The following is a 16,882-nucleotide window of genomic DNA, read 5'->3' on the forward strand; positions in this document are numbered from 1 at the left end:
CCTGGCCCCCCACCCAAAACCACACCCGACGCGCCGGCATCTCCTCATTCGGCATCAGCGGCACCAACGCCCACATCATCCTCACCGAACCCCCCACCGATGACACGGCGCCGGACGACGCGGACCCGCTGGACGGGACGATGCTGCCGTGGCTGGTGTCGGCCCGCTCGGCCGACGCACTGGCACACGCCGCCGGCCGGCTGGCCGAACACGTGCGGACACACCCCGACCTCAACCCCGCCGACGTGGCCTACTCCCTGGCCACCGGACGGTCCGCCTTCGAGACCAGGGCCGTGATCCCCGGCACCGACGGACGCGACGGACTGCTCGCCGGCCTCGACGCGCTGGCCACCCACGAAACCGACGGCGTGACTGCGGCTGTCTCGGGTGCGAAGCCGGGCCGCATCTCAGGAGCTCCGGTCGTATTCGTGTTTCCGGGGCAGGGCTCGCAGTGGACCGGCATGGCAGCCGGGCTGCTGGACTCCTCACCGGAGTTCGCCCGCGTGATCGCCGACTGCGAAACAGCCCTGACACCCTTCGTCGACTGGTCACTCACCGCCGTCCTGCGCGGCGAGGAGGGCGCACCCGGCCTGGACCGCGTCGACGTGGTCCAGCCCGCCTCCTGGGCCATGATGCTCGCCCTCGCCGCCCTCTGGCGCGCCAACGGCGTCAACCCCACCGCCGTGATCGGACACTCCCAGGGCGAGATCGCCGCCGCCGTCGTCGCCGACGGCCTCTCCCTCCAGGACGGCGCCCGCATCATCGCCCTGCGCTCCAAGGCGCTGCGCGCCCTGTCCGGCGGCGGCGGCATGGCCTCACTCGGCATCCCCGAACAACAAGCAGAAGAACTCCTCGCCACATGGCCCGGACGCATCTCCATCGCCGCCGTCAACGGACCCTCCTCCACGGTCGTCGCCGGACAGCCCGAAGCCCTGGACGAACTACTGGCCCGGTGCGAGGCCACCGACATATGGGCCCGCCGCATCCCCGTCGACTACGCCTCCCACTCCCCCCACGTCGACGAGATCCACGACACCCTCACACACCAGCTCAAGGACATCACCCCGCGCCCGGGCCGCATCGCCTTCCACTCCACCGTCACCGGCGGCCTCCTCGACACCACCGAACTCGACGGCACCTACTGGTTCCGCAACCTGCGCAGCAAAGTCCGCCTGGCCGAGACCGTCCAGCAGCTCGCCACACCCGACACCGTCTTCATCGAGGTCAGCGCCCACCCCGTACTCGCCTCCGGCATCACCGAAACCCTGGACGCCCTCGGCGACACCGGCACCGTCATCGGAACCCTCCACCGCAACACCGGCAACCTCGACCGCTTCGTCCAGTCCGCCGCCGAAGCCTGGACCCACGGCGTCACCATCGACTGGACCACCCTCCTCAAGCCCTACCACGCCCGCACCGTCGAACTCCCCCCCTACCCCTTCCGACACCGCCACTACTGGCTCACACCCGAACCCGTTGCCCCGCGGACCGCGCCGCGTCCGGTGGAGCAACCTGCCGAGCCGGTAGGCCTGTTAGGCGTACGCCTGCCGTCGACGCCGCTCGCGCAGGCGCAGTTCGCCCCGCGGCTCGACCCCGTGGCACATCCCAGCCTCGGCGACTTCGTGGTGGGCGGGCGGCCGGTGGTCAGCGCCGGGGTGTTCGTGGAGTCGCTGATCGAGGCGGTCATCGAGCTCTCCGGGCCGGGACCGGTGTCCGTGGAGGACCTGGAGCTGCCCGTCGACCTGGTGCTCGAACCGGTCGGCGAGGACCGATCGCCGACGGTTGCCGAACGCGCCGCCCAACTCGTCGTGGACGACGAGCGGTTCCGCTACTACGCGCAGGACCGGGCCGGCGGTTGGCAGCTGCACGCGCAGGGTCGGGCCCGGTCGGGCGCGTCGGCCGCCCCCACGGTGACGCTCGCACCGGTCGGATCGGGGCGCGAGCTGACCGGCGACGAGCTGTACCGGTCGCTGTGGCAGCGTGCCCTCTATCTGGGCTCCGCCGCCCGCTGGGTGGAGCGGATCATGATCAACCGGGGTGAGGCCACCGCCGAGATCCGGCCCGCCGCGCCCGGCGAGGCGGAGCCCTACCTGATACACCCCGGGCTGGTCGACGCGATGTTCCAGACCGCGCTGGCCTGCTTCCCCACGGACGGCCCGGCCCTCGTGCCGGTCGGCCTCGACCGCTTCGTCCACTACCACCGCGGCGGCCCCCAGGACGGGCTGCGATGTCACGCCGAACTGTTCGACGGCGGCACCCGGGCGCGCATCCGGCTCGTCGGCGCGCACGGCCGGCTGGTCGCCGAGGCCGACGGTGTACGCCTCGCCCCCGCCCTGACCCGGCCCGCGGCGGACCCCGCGGCCGTACAGGTCCCCACGGCCCCGGCCGACGCGCCCGAGGCGACACCCGCCATGACACCCGAGGCGACACGGGCCCTCGTGACCCGGACCGTCGCCCAGGCGCTGGGCACCACGCCGGCCCGGCTCGACGCCCGGCAGTCGTTGCAGGCGCTCGGCCTGGACTCACTGATCGCGATGAGGATCCGGACCACGCTGAACCGGGAGTTCGACGTTCCGCTGCCGATGACCGCCTTCCTCAACGGCCGCAGCACCGACGACATCGCCGAGGACGTACTCGCCGCCCTCGGCGCCGGAACCGAGGCGGACACCCCTCAGGCCGACAGCGGAGCCAACGCGGCAGCCGGTGACGACGCGGAGCGCTACGAGCCGTTCGGCCTGACCGACCTCCAGCAGGCGTACCTCGTGGGCCGCGGCGACGCCTTCGAACTCGGCAACACCTCCACCTACTTCCAGACCGAGATCGACCTGGAGAACGTGGACCTGGACCGGCTCGGCACGTCCTTCCGGGCGATGATCGAACGCCACGACATGCTGCGGGCGGTCTTCACCGCCGAGGGCGATCAGCGCGTACAGCGCGACGTCCCGGCCTACGTGATCCGTGAGACCGACGTCTCCGCCCTGGACCCGGCCGAGCGCGAAGCCGCGCTGACCGCCGTCCACGAGGAGATGCGGCACCAGGTCTTCGACACCACCCGCTGGCCGCTGTTCGACGTGCGGGTGACCCGGATCGACGACCGGTCGATCCGGCTGCACGCCGGCTTCGACGCCCTGATCATCGACGGTTTCAGCACGTCGATCCTGTTCAGGGAGTGGGCCGCGCACTACCGCGGTGAGACGCTGCCCGAACTGCGGCTGCGCTACCGGGACTATGTCCAACAGGCCCGCGCTCTGGAGAACGGGCCCGAGTACGACCGGGCGCTCGCCTACTGGCGGGACCGCCTCGACACCCTGCCGCCCGCTCCCCAACTGCCGTTGGCCGTCAGCCCGTCGAGTCTGGACCGGCCGGTGTTCACCCACCGTGGCGCGACCCTGACGAAGGAGGACTGGGCCCGGTTCAAGGAGCACGCGGCGAGCGCCGGGGTCAGCGCATCCGCGGCCCTGTGCACCGCGTACTCGCAGGTGATCGCGGAGTGGAGCGCCACCGACGACTTCTCGCTGAACCTGCTGTTCTTCAACCGGCTGCCGCTGCATCCGCAGGTCGGCGACGTCATCGGCAACTTCTCCACGACCCTGATGCTGGAGATCCACGACTCGGCCGACGACGCGTTCGCCGTCCGCGCCGCCGACGTCCAGCGTCAGCTGTGGAGCGACATGGAGCACAGCCAGGTCAGCGGTGTGCAGGTGCTCAGGGAACTGAACCGGGCCCGCGGCGCGTCGGTGCGGGCCGCCGCGCCGGTCGTCTTCACCAGTCTGGTGAACTTCACGGGTCAGCAGGACACCGAGCAGCGCGGAGTCGTGCAGTACCTGGCCGGGATCGGTGAGAACGGCCGTCAGGTGAGCAGCTCGGTCCGCACCCCGCAGGTATGGCTGGACCACCAGGCGGTCGAGGAGGCCGGTGAACTCGTCCTGAACTGGGACGTGATCGAGGAACTGTTCCCGGCGGGCTGCGTCGACGCCATGTTCGCCGCCTACCTGCGGATGCTGCACGATCTGTCCCGCGACCCGGCGGCCTGGCAGCGGCCCAGGCCCGTCCTCACACCCGCCGCCGACCTGGACGTACGGGCTGCGGCCAACGCCACCGACGGGCCGGTACCCGACGGGCTGCTGCACGACGCGGTCCTCGCCCGGGCAGCGGCCACGCCCGACGCTCCCGCGGTCATCTCGCAGGCGCTGACCCTGACGTACGCGGACCTCGACCGCAGGTCCAACCGGGTGGGGCACCGGCTGCTCGCTCAAGGAGCCGGCCCCGGCGACCTGGTGGCGATCGTCATGGACAAGGGCTGGGAGCAGATCGTCGCCGCCCTCGGCATCCTGCGGGCCGGAGCGGCGTACGTCCCGATCGACGCCCAGGTGCCCGCCGAGCGGTTGCACGTGCTGCTGGACAGCGCCGGGATCAGCCGTGTCGTCACCCAGCCGTGGGTGGACGACACGGCCGACTGGCCGCAGAGCGTGGTCAGGACCGTGGTGCGGGCGGACGAAGAGGGCTCGGCGGGCGAGGAGCGCCCGCTCGGCCCGTCCGGCGCCAAGCCCACCGACCTCGCCTACGTGATCTTCACCTCCGGCTCCACCGGGCTGCCCAAGGGCGTGATGATCGAGCACGGGGCGGCCCTGAACACGGTCGTCGATGTCAACGAGCGCTACCGCGTCACCGCGGCGGACCGGGCTCTCGGACTGTCCGCGATGAACTTCGACCTGTCGGTCTACGACGTCTTCGGACCGCTGTCGGTGGGCGGCGCCCTGGTCCTGCCCGAACCGGCCGCGCACCGCGAACCCGCCCGCTGGGCGGAACTCGTCGCCGAGCACGGGGTGACCATCTGGAACAGCGTGCCCGCGCTGATGGAGATGTTCACCGAGCACGCCCTCGCGAACCGGCTCACCGGGCTGCCGCTGCGGCTGGTCATGATGAGCGGGGACTGGATCCCGGTGACGCTGCCCGGCCGGATCCGGCTGCTGCTGCCGGACGCCGAACTGTGGAGCCTCGGCGGCGCCACCGAGGCGTCGATCTGGTCGATCCTGCACCCCATCGGGGAGGTCCAGGAGGACCAGGTGAGCATTCCCTACGGCAAGGCGATGCGGAACCAGCGCTTCTATGTGCTCGACAGCGCGATGCGGCCCTGCCCCGTGTGGGTCCCGGGCGACCTCTACATCGCCGGAACAGGTCTGGCCCGCGGCTACCTGAACGACGAAGTCAAGACCCGCGCCGCCTTCCTGCACCACCCGGTCACCGGAGAACGCCTCTACCGCACCGGCGACCTGGGACGCTTCCTGCCGGACGGCACCATCGAGTTCCTCGGCCGGCAGGATTCCCAGGTCAAGATCCAGGGCTACCGCATCGAACTGGGCGAGGTGGAATCCTCTCTCACCCAGTGCGAGGGGGTACGGGCCGCCGCGGTCGTCGCGGCGGGCGAACAGCACGGGCCGAAGCGGCTGATCGCCTACGTCGTCCTCGACGACGGGCGCGACGACACCGAGCAGCAGATCACCCAGGCGCTGCGCCAGGTGGTCCCGCAGCACCTGGTGCCGCAGCGCGTCCTGGTCCTGGACGAACTGCCGCTCAGCGACAACGGGAAGGTCAACCGGGCGGCACTGCCCGCACCCGAGGAGGTCGCCGTCGAAGGCGCGGGCCACGTCGCGCCCCGCGACGACGTGGAACGCCGGCTCGCGGAGATATGGGCGGAGTTCTTCGGCGTGACCGGGATCGGGGTGACCGCGAACTTCTTCGACCTCGGCGGGGACTCGCTGCTCGCGGTGCGGCTGATGGCCAGGATCGCCCGCGGTCTGGGCCGCAGCCTGCCCCTGTCCAGCCTCTTCGCCCGGCCGACCATCGAGCTGCTCGCCCAGGCGGTCCGGGAGGCCGGCAGCGGCGAGGACCGCCGCAGGGCGCTGGTGCCGATCCGCACCACCGGCTCGCGGACTCCGCTGGTGTTCGTGCACCCGGTCGGCGGTGACGTGCTCTGCTACGCCGAACTCGCTCAGCTTCTCGGCGACGACCAGCCGTTCTACGCGCTTCAGCTGCCGGACACGGAACTGCTCAGCGTCGAGGACATGGCCGCCCACTACGCCGCGGCGGTCCGCGAGGCGCTGCCCGACGGCCCCTACCGGCTCGGCGGCTGGTCGATGGGCGGGGTGATCGCCCTGGAGATGGCGGCCCAGCTCACCGCGGCGGGTGCTGAGGTGGACCTGCTGGCCGTGATCGATCTGATGGAGCAGCCCGGGCCGGCCACGGGCGCGCCCGTCTCCGACGAGGTGCTGCTGTCCTGGTTCGCCCGGGACCTGGCGGGTCTGGCCGGAGTCGACTGGGAGCTGCCGCCCGAGGCGTTCGACGGCCGACCGCCGGTGCGGGTGCTGCACGCCGAGGCCCGGGCCGCGGGAGCGTTGTCCGACGACATCGACCTCGACACGCTGAGCCGTATCGTCGACCGGTTCCGCGCCAACTACCGGGCCCTCCTGCGGTACGCGCCCAGCAGCTTCGCCGGGCGGGTGGTGTCACTGCGGGCAGCGGACGGCGGCGCGACGGTCGAGACCGCGTCCCGCTGGATGGAGTACTTCCCCGGCGACGCCGCCCTCGTCGACGTACCCGGCGACCACTACACGGTGATGCGCGGCGAGCGGCTGCGCGTCCTGGCCGGTGAGCTGCGCCGGGCCCTCGACGCCAACTGAACCGAACCGGCCGGGTCGCCTCTCCGGGCGGCCCGGCCGGTGCCCGTCGGCCCCGTCCCGCGGGGCCGGCGGGTACCAGGACCGAGAAGTGAGGACATCCGGTATGCGAATTGATCAGGCCGACCCGAAGCGGCGGCCGACCGGCGTCATCCCCGCCGGGGAGCGGCCCAGCACCATCGGCGGCGCCGGAGCGAACCGATGAGCGCGTTGCCGGCCACCGTGCCGGTCGCCGTCATCGGGGCGGGCCAGTCCGGACTCGCCGCCGGGTACTACCTGCGGCAGGCCGGCATACGGTGTGTGCTGCTCGACGCGGGGAGCGAGGTCGGTGAGACCTGGCAGCGGCGCTGGGACTCGCTGACCCTGTTCACGTCCGCGCAGTTCTCCGGTCTGCCGGGGCTGCCCTTCCCCGGCCACGGTGCGCGCTACCCCGGCAAGGACGAGGTCGTGGCGTATCTGCGCGACTACGCCGAGCGGTTCGGCCTCCCCGTGCTGGCCGACCACCGGGTGCTGTCGCTGCGCAGGGACGGTGACGGCTACCTGCTGACCACCGCGCACGGCGAGTGCCGGGCCGACCAGGTCGTGATCGCGACCGGTGCGTTCGGCACCCCCCGGGTCCCGGAGTTCGCCGCCGGGCTGAGTCCGGACGTGACCGCCCTGCACACCAGCGACTACCAGGGCCCCGCACAGGTGCCGCCGGGCACTGTGCTGATCGTCGGCGACGGCAACTCCGGCCGGCAGATAGCCGTGGAGCTGGCCGGGACCCACAGTGTGGTGCTCAGTTGCGGCGGCACCGTCTCACCGCCCCTGCCGCAGACCGTCCTCGGACGGGACATGTTCTGGTGGATGAGCGTCCTCGGTGTGATGAACCTGCCGGTGAACATGCAAGCACCCGACCCGATCGTCGGTGACCGGGTGCCCGAGCTCGTCGCGGAGGGCCGGATCCAGGCGGTGGGCCGCGTCACCGCGGCCGAGGGCTCCGAACTGCTGGTCGCGGACGGCGAGCGCGTCAAACCGTCCGCGGTGATCTGGGCGACCGGCTACCGCACCGACTGGAGCTGGCTCGACCCGGAGATGCTCGACGACGCCGGGCAGCCCCGGCACACGGAAGGCACCGGGGCGCTGCCCGGCAGCTACTACCTGGGGCTGTACCGGATGCGCACCCGCGGCTCGGCGCTCATCGGCTTCGTCGGCCGGGACGCCGAACGCGTCGTGGCGGCGATAGCCACCGCCGCACACGACACCACCACCGCTTCTCCCACGGCAGAAGGCGAGCCGTCATGACCAGCGTCACGTCCAAGGAACTCGAGCTGCTGGGCGCGCTGTTGGCGTTCGACTTCATCGGGTTCGCACAGAAATCCGCCGCCCTCGATCCCGCCGACCCGCACTACGGGCAGGCGGTCGGCGCCGCCTTCGGGATCGCGGTCCGTCGCCGCTTCCCGCGGGGTGCGACACCGCGGGAGGTCAGCGGTTACGTCGCGGACGTCCTCGGCTCGCTGGACGCCGGCGCGGAGGACTTCGACCCGGCGTTCCTCGAACGTCTGGTCGCCGACGGTCTGAGCGGGGACACGGAACCCGACGGTGAGCGCCTCGACCCCGAGACGACGATCCAGGCCCGCCTGGTACTGACTCTCCGGCTCGTCCGGGAGCTGAGCCTCGGCCCCGACCAGCAGCGGGAGTTGCTGGCCGAGGCGGCACACCGGGTGGCCGTCTGAGGCGTACGGGAGGCGGCGCTCCGGGCGGTCCGTGGCGCCGCACCGCCGTTCACTCCCGAGGCGGCCCGGGCTCCGTGGGTACCTGTGTGCCGGGGTCGCGCGGGAGCCGGACGTCCAGCGCCCCTTCCGCGTACAGCGTCCGCACCGACCGCTTGTCGTACTTCCCGACGCTGGTCTTGGGCACCGCGTCCACGAACGACCACCGCTCCGGTATCCACCAGCGCGCCACCCGCCCGGCCAGGAACTCCCGCAGCTCGTCCGCGCCGATCCCGGCGCCCGGCACCAACGACACGCAGGCCAGCGGGCGTTCCTCCCAGCGTGGATCGGGCACACCGATCACGACCGCCTCCAGCACCGCGGGGTGCTCGATGATCGCGTTCTCCAGCTCGATGGTGGAGATCCACTCGCCACCGCTCTTGATGCCGTCCTTGAGCCGGTCACTGACGACCACCCAGCCACCGGGCTCGATCACTCCCAGGTCGCCGGTGCGCAGCCAGCCGTCGTGGAACTTCTCCGGGGCGTCCTCGGTGTTGAAGTACGACCCGGTGACCCAGGGTCCGCGCAGCTCCAGTTCGCCCACGGAGGTTCCGTCCCACGGCTGCTCGCTGCCGTCCTCCGCGATCAGCCGGACCTCGACGTAGGGCATCACCCGGCCGCTCTTCGCCAGCCAGTCGACCTCGTCCTCGTCCGGCGTGCCGTGCGGGGGGACCGCGAAGGTGGCCAGAGGGCTGGTCTCGGTCAGGCCCCAGCCCTGCTTCAGGCGGACCCCGTAGCGGTCCTTGAGCTGCTGGAGCAGGGCGCGCGGCGGGGTCGCGCCACCGCAGCCCGCGAGCCGTACGCCGCTCAGGTCCAGCGGGTGCTGCTCGCCGTGGTGCACCAGGCTGTTCCAGATCGTGCAGATCGCCGCCACCGCGGTGGGCCGCTCCTCGTTGATGACGCGGGCCAGGTCCGGGGTGTGCAGCAGCCGCCCGTTCATGATCAGGTCGGAGCCCGCCAGCCAGGCGGCGTACGGCCAGCCCCAGGCGTTGGCGTGGAACATCGGCACGATCGGCAGGACGCGGTCGCCGTCGTGCATCGCGAAACCGGCGCAGGCCGAGACGCCGAGCGTGTGCAGGGAGATCGAGCGGTGGCTGTAGGCCACGCCCTTGGGGTTGCCGGTGGTGCCGGTCGTGTAGCAGAGTGCCGCCGCTTCCCGCTCGTCCAGGTCGGGCCAGACGAAGCCGGGCTGCTCGGCGGCCAGCAACTCGTCCCAGTGGTGCACGGCGATGTGCCCGGGCAGGTCCACCTCCGGCGCGCCGCCGATGACCACCACGTGCCGTACGCTGCCCAGCCGGTCCCGCAGGGGGGCGAGCATGTCCAGCAAGGTGGCGTCGACCAGGAGGAAGGCGTCCTCGGCGTGCTCGACGATGTAACCCAACTGGTCGTGGTGGAGCCGCAGGTTGAGGGTGTGCAGTACCGCGCCCATGCTCGGTACCGCGAGGTATGCCACCAGGTGCTCGGGAGTGTTCCAGGCCAGCGTGGCGACCCGCTCACCGGGACGCGCGCCCAGCCGGGTCAGCGCCGCGGCCAGTCGCTCGGCCTGGCCGGCGACGTCGGCGAAGGACTGCGAGGAGCGTGCGGCCGGCCCGTCGGCGCATCGCACCACCCGACTGTCCCCGTAGACGCGTTGTCCGTGCGCGAGAATGTCCCGGACCAGCAGTGCACGGTCCTGCATCGTGCTCTTCATGGTGCGGCCCCTTAGAGGTGCGCAGTCAGAAGGTACCCCGGCGTCGTACTCACTCCCCCGTTTCCCCACCCGGTCCCATGAGGGTGGGAGCGCCGGGGCGAGGAGGAGCGGGCGCGCCCACGCGCGGAGCCGGCCCCGATGGCGGAGCCGGCCCCGATGGCGGGTGACGGCACCACGCCGTCACCCGCCGTTGCCCGGCCACTGGTCGGGGTCAGCCCAGGTACTCGATCTTCCCCACCAGTGAGCAACTGACATTGGAGTGGTCCAGCAGGTTGACCCGTGCGTCCATCTTTCCGTTGCCGGTCGCGTACTGGTACTCACCGGTGCCGCCGGTGATCACGAACGAGCCGGTCGGGTAGACGAGGTTGTCCTCCGTCAGTGGAGCGGCGAGGCGGTAGCTGAGGTTGAGCTTGTCACCGTCGCTTTCCGTGATCGTCGCCGTCCCGATGATGTCGTACTTGCCGGGGACGATCGCCGTACAGGCCACCTCGTCCTGCGTCCAGGTGGCGTTGGTGATCGGTTTGCCGGTGGCGGTCCCCGTCCCGATCACCTCGAAACCAGCACAGTTCTCGGTGTCCGGGTGCGTGCTGGCGACCACCGCGTAGTTCGCGGTCATCTCGAACGTCGGAAGCCATGCCTCGGCGCGAGCGTCCGTCCGGTCGGTCTCGGCTGCAAATGTGACGCCGGCTGTACCGCCGACGATCATCACCGCTGCGGTCGCTGCGCCTGCCGTGCGCGTCAGCCAGCGGTGGGCAAGTCCTGCCATGTTTCCCCCGTACGTATGCAGGTGTTGTCCAACGGGGCCTGAGTTAAGGCCCGTTGGGGATAGTTTCTGCCACCGGGCCCTCTTCCGTCCAGGCATTCAGCTTATTTTCATACTTTAAGTTGGGTACTACGATTTAGTATTCGCTCACGCGAAGACTCCTCTTATGTTCGTAACTGGGAGATCGCTGCTGGAAGCGGTGGCCGAGGAGTCCGGTGCCTGTCTGCCGCGTCACGCGATCGTGAACGGGCGGCCGCACACGTCCGCCACCCGCTCCTGGACACGGCCGCCGGTGAGGGCCTCCCGCGACCCCGGGCTCCGCGGCGGTGGTCCGCCGATCAGACGTCGCCCGGCGTACCAAGGCCCGTCAGGGCGCCGACCGGATCGAGGTCGGGGGTGCCGCGCGGCCACCAGTCGTCGCGGCCGGGTTCCGACTCGTAGGCGTACCAGAGCCCCGTCCGGCCGAGCCTGAGCTGGACATGGCCCCGAGGGTGGGTGAGGCGGTTGCGCCAGGGACGGAAGGCCGGAAGGTCGGCGGCGAGCAGCAGCGGGCGGGCCCGGTCGAAGCGGCCGGCCGGCGGGTCCCAGGGCTCCTCCAGGACGTGGAGTCCTTCCGGACCGCCCTGCCGCCAGGCGGCCACGGCGCGCGCCAGTTCCGCCGTACCGCGGCCGGCGGCCTTGGCGAGGGACGCGTAGAGCGCCCGGGTGCCGGCGGTGAGGCCGGAGCCGGGGCGGGCCGCGGCCAGGCGGACGGCGTCCTGCCACAGCGTCAGCCCGCCGACCGGGTCCCGGCCCGTGGTGAGCAGGGTGTGGGCTCGGGCGGCGGCGTCGGTGGCCAGCTGGTCCAGGGCGAAGGGGTCGGGGCCGCCCGGTGCCGCCGGGTAGGCCGGGGGCTGTTCGGGATGCGGGGGCGCGGGCAGCGGCGCCGGGAGAGGCGGCAGGGCGCGCGCGGTCAGGGCCTCGCCCGCTCGGACGCCGGGCAGGGAGGCCGGTCCGCGGTCCTGGGCGGCGCGGGCCGCGCGGGTGGCGCTGAGCCGGGACAGCGCGTCGATCACCTCGCGCTCGCCGCGTCCGCGCAGCAGGAGCAGCACGAACGGGTCGGCGTCGAGCAGCCGGGCCGTCTGGTAGCAGAGGGCGGCGGCGTGTTTGCAGGGATGGCCGGAATCGGGGCAGCTGCACCGCGGGGAGAGGTCACCGGGGCCGGGCAGCAGCGGGACCCCGCAGTCGGCGAGGGACTGGGGCATCTCCTTGTCCAGCAGCGCCGCGATGTGGCCGGGACGGTCGGCGGCGGCGTCCAGGAACCGCTCCCAGTCGGCGTCCGTGAACGTCCGCAGCCGCACCTGCACGCGGTACGGCCGCGGGCGGCTGCCCCGCACGTACGCGAGTACGAGTCCCGGCGTGACGGTGATGGCGTCGACGTGCCCCTGTCCGGCGTACCCGCGCCCGCGGGCGAGCCGGGCCGCGTCCAGCGCCCCCTCCTCCAGCGCGGTGACCCATGCGTCGCCCCACCAGGTCTCGGCGAAGCCCTCACTGTCCGAGGCTCGGGGCGGGAACGCCGGGAAGGTGCGGCGCAGGTCACCGTCGCGGGCGGGGTCGGCCATGGAGCGGGGGGTGGCGGGTGCGGGCGGTGCGGTGTCCCGCGGAGTACCGAGCGGCTCGGCGCTTCCGAGGGCTCCGTCCCGGGCCTCCCTGGCCGAGGGGCCGCCGTGCGAGCGCGAGCTGCCGGAGGACGCGGGGGCGCTCGGGCCGGGGGTGACGTCGGTGTCCGGATCCGGTTCGGTCACCGGTTCGGGCATGCGGAAGGCGTCCGTGAGCGACTCCCGTACCTCATGGGCCCGGGCGTCGGCGGCCCGGTCGCCGCGGGTCGTGCGCGGGACGCGGGGGGACGGGGCGCGTCGTTCACGGGGCTCGGCGTCCGTCGCACGGCCGCCGGGTGCCGGACGCGCCCGCAGCGCCTCCTCGCGCGCGGAGCGCAGCGCCTCCCGCGCGATGTCCCCGGGGCGTGGGGGCGCGCGGTGTCCGGCATCACCGTCGGCAGCGGCCTCCGTGTCCCCGGACGACGTGTCGGCGGGGGGCGGCCCGTCACCGTGGGGCGGCCCGTCACCGTGGGGCCCCTCTCCGGAGCGTGCCTCGCCCTCCGCCGCCGGTGTGCCGGTGTCCTCGCGGTCCGGGGCTGTGGCGTCGGCGGGCTCCGCCGTACCGCGCCGGGCCCGTACCGCCTGCCGCAGCGCCTCGCGGGCCACGTCGCCCGGGCGGGTTTCACGGCCGGGGCGACCGGGACCGTCGGGCTGTCCGGGGGCCGGGACGGCCAGGGCAGCCGGCTGCTTCTGAGTGGGCCGGTGCTCCGGCGTGTCCGTGGCCGTCGGCTCGCGGGTCGCCCGTGCGCGGGCCGCGCGCAGGGCCTCGCGGGCCTCGTCGGAGGGGCGGGAGGTCATGCCGGCCTCCGCAGGGACACCAGGTCGGACAGGTCACGGTCGGACAGCTCCGTGAGGGCCGACTCGCCGGAGCCGAGGATCGCGTCGGCGAGGGCGCGCTTGGACTCCAGCATCTCGGCGATGCGGTCCTCGACCGTGCCCTCGGTGACGAGACGGTGGACCTGGACGGGCTGGGTCTGGCCGATGCGGTACGCGCGGTCGGTGGCCTGCTCCTCCACCGCGGGGTTCCACCAGCGGTCGAAGTGGACGACGTGGCCCGCGCGGGTGAGGTTCAGGCCGGTGCCGGCGGCCTTGAGGGAGAGCACCAGGACCGGGGTCGCGCCGCTCTGGAAGCGGTCCACCATGCGCTCCCGCTCCGCCACCGGCGTACCGCCGTGGAGGAGGTCGACGGGGACCGCGCGCCCGGCGAGGTGCGCGGTGATCAGCCGGGCCATCCCGACGTACTGCGTGAAGACCAGGGCGGAGCCGTCCTCGGCGAGCAGGGTGTCCAACAGCTCGTCCAGCAGGGCCAGTTTGCCGGAACGGGCCGCGAGCCGGTCGTCTCCGGCGCGCGCGTGCTCCTCCTTCAGGTAGAGCGCCGGGTGGTCGCAGATCTGCTTGAGCGAGGTCAGCAGTTTCAGCACCAGTCCGCGCCGGCCCATGCCCTGCGCGCTCTCGATGGCGTGCATCGACTCGCGCACCACGGCCTCGTACAGCGCGGCCTGTTCGCGGGTGAGCGGTACGGGGTGGTCCGTCTCGGTCTTGGGCGGCAGTTCGGGGACGATGCCGGGGTCGGACTTCTTGCGCCGCAGGAGGAAGGGGCGGACCAGGCGGGCGAGGCGCTCGGCGGCCTCCTCGTCCTCGCCGGTCTCCACGGCGCGCGCGTGCCGGGCGCGGAAGGACTTCAGCGGGCCGAGGAGTCCGGGGGTCGTCCAGTCGAGGAGGGCCCACAGCTCGGAGAGGTTGTTCTCCACGGGGGTGCCGGTGAGCGCCACCCGGGCGGGCGCCGGGATCGTGCGCAGTGCCTTCGCGGTCGCGGAGTGGGGGTTCTTGACGTGCTGTGCCTCGTCGGCGACGACCATGCCCCACATCCGCCCGGCCAGCTCCGGGGCGGTGGAGCGCATGGTGCCGTAGGTGGTGAGGACGAAGCCGCCGTCGAGGCCGTCCAGGGTGCGGTCGGGGCCGTGGAAGCGGCGCACGGGGACGCCGGGCGCGAACCGGGTGATCTCCCGCTGCCAGTTGCCGAGCAGCGAGGCCGGGCAGACCACCAGGGTCGGCTCGGTGCGGGCCCGCTTCAGATGCAGCGCGATGAGGGTGATGGTCTTGCCCAGGCCCATGTCGTCGGCGAGGCAGCCGCCGAGGCCGAGGGAGGTCATGAGGTCCAGCCAGGCCAGGCCCCGCAGCTGGTAGTCGCGCAGGGTGGCGTCGAGGCCGGGCGGCGGCTCGGCGGGCCGTACACCGGCGGTCAGGCGGTCGCGGAGGGTGGCGAGGGCGCCGGCCGGCACCGCCTCGACCGTCTCCCCGTCGACCTCCGCGTGGCCGGTGAGGGCGACGGCCAGCGCGTCGACCGGGTCGAGCAGCCCCAGGTCCCGTTTGCGGGCCTTGCGGACGAGGGCGGGGTCGACCAGCACCCACTGGTCGCGCAGCCGTACGACGGGACGGTGGGCCTCGGCCAGGGCGTCCATCTCGGCCTCGGTGAGCGGGTCGCCGCCGAGGGCGAGCTGCCAGCCGAACCGCAGCAGGTCCTCGCTCTCGAAGAAGCCGGTGCCGTCGGTCGCCGAGCCGGGGGCCGGGCGGACCACCGCCGTGACGGTCAGGTCCTGGGCGAGGTCCCGGGGCCAGTGCACGGCGACCCCGGCCGCGGCGAGCCGGGTGGCCGCCATGCCCAGCAGGTCGTTCAGCTCCTCCTCGGAGAGGGCCAGCACATCGGGCACGTCCTGGTCGGAGAGCCGGTCCAGCGGCGGCCAGACCCGGGCCGCGCGGCGCACCGCGAGGGCGGCGTCCACCCGTGCGCGGGGGCCGAAGGCGCTGTCCGCCGTGCCCGCCCACAGGGCCGCCGCGTCGGCCATCAGGGTCGGGTCGGCGAGGCTGTGCACCTGCACGATCGCGGCGCCCGCGCTCCGCGCGGCGCTCCCGTCCCCGCCTGCTCCCTCACCGGTGTCGAAGAGGTCGTAGGCGGACAGGTCCAGGCGGAGCGAGATCCGTACGCCGGCGTCCATGCCGGCGGCGACCTCGGCGGCCCAGTCGTGGGCGTCGGGCAGCCGCTGCGCCTTCCGCGCGGCGAACGGGAGCCCCGAGGCGTACGGCGCGGCCGGGGTGCGGGGCAGGGTGTCGGCGACCGCGTCCAGGAAGGCGCGCACCAGCGCCTCCGGCCGGGGCAGCCGGAGGGGGCCGGGGCCGGGCAGTGGGACGGCGTGGCCCTCGTGGGGCAGGGCGGCGGCCACCGCGCGCAGGTGTGCCACGTCGTCGGGGTCGAGCGGACCGGCGCGCCAGGCGTCGTGGCCGGTGGCGGTCAGTCCGGGCAGCAGCCGTCCGCGGGCCGTGAGCCGCAGGGCGTGCAGGGCGGCGGCGCCCCAGCAGGCGGTGGCGGGATGGGCCGCGGGATCGTACCGGGCGCGGACCAGCAGCGGCAGTGCCTCGTCGACGGGGAGGAAGAGCGCCGGGGCCGTCCGCCGCCGCACTCCCGTGCCGTGCGGACGGACGACGGTGAGGTCGGTGCGCGGCGCGGACACGGAGGCGTCGGGTGGTCCGGGCGGCCCTTCGCCGACGGGGCCGCCCTCGGGGTCGTAGAAGGCGACGCGCCCCTCGCGCGGGAGGGGTGCCGGGAGGAAGACGGCCGCGAGCCGGACGGGGACGTCCGCGCCGTCCGCGCCGCCGGGCACGGCGGTGTCCCGCCCGGCCGTCACGGTCCGCTCGCCCATACGTCCTGCCACCTCCCGCCCGTCTGTCGGATCAGTCGTCTCCGACTCTACGGGCGGGGTCTGACAACCGGTCCCGGCGGGCGGTGGGGCGGGCGGGGTCAGGGCACGGTGCGGGAGACGACGTACACCCTCGGGTAGCCCGGTTTGTTGTGGTTGACGACGACGTCGTGGGTGGGCGCCGGGTCCTTCTGCTCGTGGACGAGGCCGGACCAGGTGCCGGGCCCGTCGAACGTCCAGCCGGTGACGTCCCGGTCGCGCTCGCCGATGGTGATGTCGTCCTGCTTCAGGTCGTGTCGCTGCACGCCCATGCTGGTGAGGAAGGCGCTCAGGCCCGCGTCGGTGGTCTCGAACTCGACGTAGAGGCGGCTGGTCTTCCAGTTGTTGGTCTCGTAGGAGGCCACCCACCAGGCAGGGTGCGGCACGGGCACCTGGTAGAGGCGGCGCTGCACCTTCGACGGCCAGCCCTCGGTGAGGCCGGTCGCGGAGTACTTCGCCTCCTTGTCCTTGCCGCTGGCCCGGCTCTGGTTCGCGGAGATCACCAGGTACCCGGCCGGGATGCCGATGAGCAGCACGATGATCAGCAGGGTGAGCGTCCTGCGGCGGATCATGTGCCACCGGTCCTCGGCCGGGCGGGGCGCGCCCGGGAGAGCCGTCTGCTGGGGGAGC

At 73.2% G+C, this 16,882-nt stretch carries 8 protein-coding genes; 3 read left to right on the plus strand and 5 right to left on the minus strand.

Features of this window, described 5'->3' with window-relative positions; all coding sequences use genetic code 11:
* The 3 genes from KUM38_RS07190 to KUM38_RS07200 all read left to right on the plus strand — a co-directional run.
* Positions 1-6,680: non-ribosomal peptide synthetase (locus tag KUM38_RS07190; protein ID WP_217128430.1), on the plus strand; the 6,680-nt coding region annotated here is incomplete at its 5' end.
* A gap of 198 nt (positions 6,681-6,878) precedes the next feature.
* The gene (locus tag KUM38_RS07195; protein ID WP_217128431.1) at positions 6,879-7,961 is read left to right on the plus strand and encodes an NAD(P)/FAD-dependent oxidoreductase; all 1,083 of its coding nucleotides are present in this window, start codon (positions 6,879-6,881) and stop codon (positions 7,959-7,961) included.
* A complete protein-coding gene (locus tag KUM38_RS07200) occupies positions 7,958-8,392 on the plus strand; it encodes a hypothetical protein (RefSeq protein WP_217128432.1) in 435 nt (144 codons plus the stop codon). The genes KUM38_RS07195 and KUM38_RS07200 overlap by 4 nt, the downstream gene beginning before the upstream one ends.
* 49 nt (positions 8,393-8,441) lie before the next feature.
* Here KUM38_RS07200 and KUM38_RS07205 read toward each other — a convergent pair whose 3' ends face one another.
* From KUM38_RS07205 to KUM38_RS07225, 5 genes are all read right to left on the minus strand, one after another.
* On the minus strand, positions 8,442-10,118 hold the full coding sequence (locus KUM38_RS07205) for a long-chain fatty acid--CoA ligase (protein WP_217128433.1): 1,677 nt from the start codon (positions 10,116-10,118) through the stop codon (positions 8,442-8,444).
* A 211-nt stretch (positions 10,119-10,329) separates the two neighbouring features.
* On the minus strand, positions 10,330-10,884 hold the full coding sequence (locus tag KUM38_RS07210) for a hypothetical protein (protein ID WP_217128434.1): 555 nt from the start codon (positions 10,882-10,884) through the stop codon (positions 10,330-10,332).
* 335 nt (positions 10,885-11,219) lie between these two features.
* Positions 11,220-13,316, minus strand: coding sequence for an SWIM zinc finger family protein (locus tag KUM38_RS07215; protein WP_217128435.1), 2,097 nt, complete (start codon positions 13,314-13,316; stop codon positions 11,220-11,222).
* The gene (locus KUM38_RS07220) at positions 13,313-16,216 is read right to left on the minus strand and encodes a DEAD/DEAH box helicase (protein WP_217128436.1); all 2,904 of its coding nucleotides are present in this window, start codon (positions 16,214-16,216) and stop codon (positions 13,313-13,315) included. Before KUM38_RS07220 ends, KUM38_RS07215 begins: the two co-directional genes overlap by 4 nt.
* 98 nt (positions 16,217-16,314) lie before the next feature.
* Complete coding sequence (locus tag KUM38_RS07225; RefSeq protein ID WP_254396819.1) at positions 16,315-16,824, minus strand: sugar kinase; 510 nt, start codon at positions 16,822-16,824, stop codon at positions 16,315-16,317.
* Between the last annotated feature and the right edge of the window lie 58 nt (positions 16,825-16,882).

It is taken from the genome of Streptomyces sp. AC558_RSS880 (assembly GCF_019049255.1).
Lineage (GTDB): Bacteria > Actinomycetota > Actinomycetes > Streptomycetales > Streptomycetaceae > Streptomyces.